Source organism: Okeania hirsuta (genome assembly GCF_003838195.1).
GTDB lineage: Bacteria > Cyanobacteriota > Cyanobacteriia > Cyanobacteriales > Microcoleaceae > Okeania > Okeania hirsuta.
Map to the genome: position 1 here is coordinate 1 of NZ_RCBY01000391.1, position 4,440 is coordinate 4,440.

Sequence of the window (4,440 nt, forward strand, 5' to 3'; positions counted from 1 at the left end):
TCGCGAAATAAAACCTTAAAGTGAAATGGGAAAATTCTGGTTTTCACTGATTAAATTATCCTGCCATTAAGTAGAAATTCCAGAGTCCAGCCGCAGTGAACATGAAGCGATCGTCGCGCATCTTTAATGTGATTTCGATACAATCCTCTCCCTGCATTATATCTCTTCACGCCAGATATTGTATGTTCACATTTGACGCTAACGCTACTTTTCTCTCTATTGAAAAGTAGCGTTAGCGTCAAATGTGAACATACAATCCTCTCCCTGCATTATATCTCTTCACGCCAGATATTGTATGTTCACATTTGACGCTAACGCTACTTTTCTCTCTATTGAAAAGTTTTTGTTCCTCAGTTAATTCCTTTCCTTTAGGTTTTTTCGTGGGAATTTTGATGTTGACGAATTCCTTCTGTAATCCCTGGAAACCCAAATCTACATGAATTTTCACTTCCAAAAAGCACAAAATCTACCAATTTTTCGCGCGTCCAACTGCCGAAGGCCCATGAACCTTGCCCTCTCTTGCTTTTGATAGGACGAGGACCCTTTTATCTGAGTCTGTCATGATCAGATGTTGACTCCTATGGCACTTTTTTTTACCTGAGTCATGATTTTTCTGCTTTTGCTGGTCTTTTGGACGCTGGATTGGCCGTTCCGTACCATCAATCATCACTTCTTTGGCAGATGGAAACCTGCCAATGAATTCTTCAATGCTTTGTAACTTACGTTCTGGTAAGGCCATTTTTTTCCCTAAAGCACTCTCAGGGCAACGGTTGTAGTCTTAACATCCAATAGTGTGCTCGGCTGCGGTGTAAGTCAAACAATATTCCTGCCACATCAAAGGTAGGGTAACACTTGAAGTAGAACAAGATAAAAAATAGCTTGTCTTTGGCCTCTAACAACCGCGCTTTTCTCCCTCCTCCTAAAGCTCGAACTCTAGGTTTTTGGCAAAAGAGCGTTCGCGGAGGGTGGCGGAGCGCCGTATCGCTTCCGAGTCAAGTTGGACACAAAAAGCTTGTAATAATTCATCCAATGCCTTACGGTTTAGTCCAGTCAATGCCCGCACTGAGGCGGTCTTCTTTTAGCACCCGATTCAGATCTAACATTGTCCCATCTCAAACACCCTATTAACTTTACTTTACCTTATAAAGCGACAAGTCTATTAACCTCCTCACAACCCACTACGAAAATTTAAAAGATGCCAAATCTACTCATGCTGATTCCATCAAAACAAAAATCCCCATTTCTCAAACAGACCGCAAATTCCTAGAAAATCTCATCTACAATAATGCCCTAGAAATTTGTATCGACGGTCTCAATGAATTCACCCCCGACACCCGCACTAAAATTAGTTATTTTGTCGAGCGTCATTTCCGGGGTCATATTCTCCTAGCAACACAACCCCTAGATTGGATTTCACCATTTATTCTCTGGTGAACTAAAGGTAATGCCCAACTACCCTTTTCTTCTGGAATGTAAGCCAAAGTACTGTATCCAAAAACTACTTGGGGATTAATGTGATAGTCTGTCTGGAAACTAAAATACTCAAAAACTCTATTGCTTTTAAGCATGAAAATTAGGTGAAGTTTAAGCGATCGAGTTAGTGAATTTATCAACAAAAACGAAAGTTTTAGTGTTGTAAATATTGAAATCAAGCTCTAAGAGTAGTTGCTATTTATAGGGGTTCCCTGTTTCCAGAGGGGACTTTTTTTTGACTTACAGCAGAAGGAAGAAGGAAGAAAGAAGAAGGTTTTATACCAAATCTCAAAAACTTTTCTATGTTTTCTGAAGCGGGGAAGTAGGGGAGGTAGGGGCGAACGGCCGTTGCATGCAATATCCCTAACCATTCCCCCACTCCCCTACTACCAATTTTTTTGGGTCTCAAATTTTGAAATATTGATCGCCTCTTCATATCAATATCAGTATAGTTGCCACTATAGTTAGGACATGGGGTAATTATGATGATTGATAACGCGAGCAAGATGCTCACACTAATTGTCAAACACCAACCTCACCCTTCTTGGGAATTGCTATAATCGATGACTACTGACTATCATATCCAAAATTTAACTATGTCCCAAAATCAATTGTTATTTACACCGGGCACTCTCTGGGAAAGACTAAAACAACAAACTGAATATGCTCTAGAATGTGGCGCACTTCAACCTATACCTACTGAATACGAGTTTGTGCAACAGGATAATATTCGTTTCCTAGTACGCATTTTGTCTAATTTATCCCGGAAAGATGAAGCTACAAAACAGCATAAAAAAAAGAAAGCTGAGACTGGCAAGGATTTTAACCCTTTTCTACCTTATGAGCAGGATTTATTTGTTGCTGATATCTCTGAAACTCATTTGTGTTTGTTGAATAAGTATAACGTTGTAGATAATCATCTACTCATTGTGACTAGAGAGTTTGAGGAACAAGAAGATTTGCTGAATTTGCAAGATTTTCAGGCTTTGGGTTGCTGTATGGGAGAATTTGATGGTTTGGCATTTTATAACGCTGGGAAAGTGGCAGGTGCCAGTCAACGTCATAAACATTTACAAATTATACCTCTACCAATGGTTTTGGATGGAGAGAGAATACCGATAGAAAGAGCGATCGCTACTGCTACATTTGATAATGGCATAGGTGTTACGTCTGAGTTTCCTTTTCGACACGCTTTGGCTAAATTAGATTCTGGTTGGATAAATTCTCCTGTTGACTCTGCTGGTGAGATTTTGGCATCTTATTTTGCTTTACTCAAAGCTGTAGGGATAGAAGATAGTGATGAGATGAGTGGGAAACAGTCTGGTAATTATAATCTTTTGGTGACGCGAGAATGGATGTTAGTTGTGTCGCGATCGCATGAGAATTTTAAGTCTATTTCTGTTAATAGTTTGGGTTTTGCGGGTGCTTTGTTGGTAAAAAATCAGGAACAGATGAAAATTATTAAGGAGCATAAACCTTTAAATATTCTTCGTGATGTGGGTAATTAGAAGAAGGAAGGAAGAGGGAAGAAGGAAGAAGGAAGGAGGCTTTAGTTATCTATTAGTTATCTAGAAAAGAAGGAAGAGGGAAGAAGGAGGAAGAAGGCTTGGTGGTGGTGAATTTTTATTGATCGTGCATTGTCTGGCAATGTTTCTTACGAGAATAGTGGGAGCATCTTGCTCCCGACTTTTTTGTGGTAATTTATAGACTATTATCGTCTCTATTAAATAGAATATGCTGTCTGTTTTTACGTTTGTCTAATTTTTTTCAGTTAACTTAACTACATTGGACTTTGGACAAAAAGAAAAAGTGGTTAGCGTAAGTATTACACTAACTAATCGGTGATTGTATTAGAAATCAAATCTGGAATTATCTTCGTTTCTCACATTATTTATCATCCTGAAGATCATAGGATGGGTCTGGTTCAATTTCTCCACCAAAACAAATATCTAAATAACTTTCTTGAAGGGAATGAACAACTCTCTCCAACTCATCAATAAGATTCCTTCGAGTCATTTTTTCAGCAGACAAAACCTTTATCCATTATCCTAATCCAATTAAAGGAAATAAACCCATTAGTATTGGCCATTCATATTCAGTTATATGTGCTTTACCAGAGGGAATAGCAACAGGTAATGTACCTTGGGCTGTTCCCTTATTAGGAGAAAGGGTTCCCTCGTCAGAAAAGGCTACTAACATTGGTAATAAACAACTGGAAAAAATCTTTAACACTGGTTCTTTCTCTGGAGATAAGTTATCAGTTTTAGTGGCTGATAGTTTCTACAGTCAAAGAGATTTTATTGGAGAACAAGTGAAGCAAAATAACTTTGACTGTAGAAACTATCAGCCACTAACACTGGTTCTTTCTCTGGAGATAAGTTATCAGTTTTAGTGGCTGATAGTTTCTACAGTCAAAGAGATTTTATTGGAGAACAAGTGAAGCAAAATAACTTAGTTACTGTGACCAGAATCAGAAGTAATCGAGTTTTTTACCGTCAATTTATCAGCAAAAAAAAACAAAAAATTACTTCAGGACATCCTCGTTGGTATGGAGATAAGTTTGACCTGAAAGATGAGAATACTTGGCATAAACCTACTGGGATTAGTCAATGCATTTTTACTACTAAAAAAGGTCGTCAACTGACAGTAACAATTTCGGGTTGGAAACAGATGTTAATGAAAGGAACTCAGAACTATAAAATGAATCGTTATCCTTTTACTTTACTACAAATTAATATTACTGATGAAGTAGGTAATCAGATTGGGAAACCGATGTGGTTAATTGTTATTGGTTCTCGACGTCAAGAGTTGAGTTTAATTGATTGCTATGAGTCTGATCGACAGCGTTATGACATGGAACATTTGTTTCGATTTGGTAAACAAAAATTGTTGATGACTGCTTATTCAACTCCGGATGTCCAACATGAAGAAAATTGGTTTAAATTAACACTCATTGCTTATGTTAAT

At 37.9% G+C, this 4,440-nt stretch carries 6 protein-coding genes and 2 pseudogenes; 3 read left to right on the forward strand and 5 right to left on the reverse strand.

Annotation, left to right across the window (positions count from 1 at the left end; genetic code table 11):
• Positions 1–238 precede the first annotated feature (238 nt).
• From D5R40_RS40330 to D5R40_RS36535, 4 genes and pseudogenes are all read right to left on the reverse strand, one after another.
• Positions 239–739: pseudogene (locus D5R40_RS40330) on the reverse strand (transposase family protein).
• 19 nt (positions 740–758) lie between these two features.
• A complete protein-coding gene (locus D5R40_RS43095) occupies positions 759–899 on the reverse strand; it encodes a helix-turn-helix domain-containing protein (RefSeq protein WP_375339363.1) in 141 nt (46 codons plus the stop codon).
• Positions 900–919: 20 nt separating this feature from the next.
• Positions 920–1,054 (reverse strand): hypothetical protein, encoded by a 135-nt coding sequence (locus D5R40_RS41630; protein ID WP_275670276.1) that lies wholly within the window; start codon positions 1,052–1,054, stop codon positions 920–922.
• A gap of 322 nt (positions 1,055–1,376) precedes the next feature.
• A complete protein-coding gene (locus D5R40_RS36535) occupies positions 1,377–1,568 on the reverse strand; it encodes a hypothetical protein (RefSeq protein ID WP_124155710.1) in 192 nt (63 codons plus the stop codon).
• Positions 1,569–2,069: 501 nt separating this feature from the next.
• On the opposite strand from D5R40_RS36535, the gene D5R40_RS30695 reads away from it, so the two are divergent.
• Positions 2,070–2,981, forward strand: coding sequence for an ATP adenylyltransferase family protein (locus tag D5R40_RS30695; RefSeq protein ID WP_124143396.1), 912 nt, complete (start codon positions 2,070–2,072; stop codon positions 2,979–2,981).
• Positions 2,982–3,360: 379 nt separating this feature from the next.
• Here the strand turns inward: D5R40_RS30695 and D5R40_RS36540 are convergent, their stop codons facing one another.
• Positions 3,361–3,504 carry a hypothetical protein gene (locus D5R40_RS36540; RefSeq protein ID WP_161564961.1) on the reverse strand — a complete coding sequence of 48 codons (144 nt, stop codon included), beginning with the start codon at positions 3,502–3,504 and terminating at the stop codon, positions 3,361–3,363.
• A 49-nt stretch (positions 3,505–3,553) separates the two neighbouring features.
• Here D5R40_RS36540 and D5R40_RS43100 point away from each other — a divergent pair, with 49 nt between their 5' ends.
• Both D5R40_RS43100 and D5R40_RS40335 read left to right on the forward strand, forming a co-directional pair.
• Positions 3,554–3,865: a transposase gene (locus D5R40_RS43100; RefSeq protein WP_375339410.1), complete on the forward strand. Its 312-nt coding sequence runs from the start codon at positions 3,554–3,556 to the stop codon at positions 3,863–3,865.
• A pseudogene (locus D5R40_RS40335) lies at positions 3,847–4,440 on the forward strand (transposase); the annotation flags it as partial. The gene D5R40_RS43100 and the pseudogene D5R40_RS40335, both read left to right, overlap by 19 nt.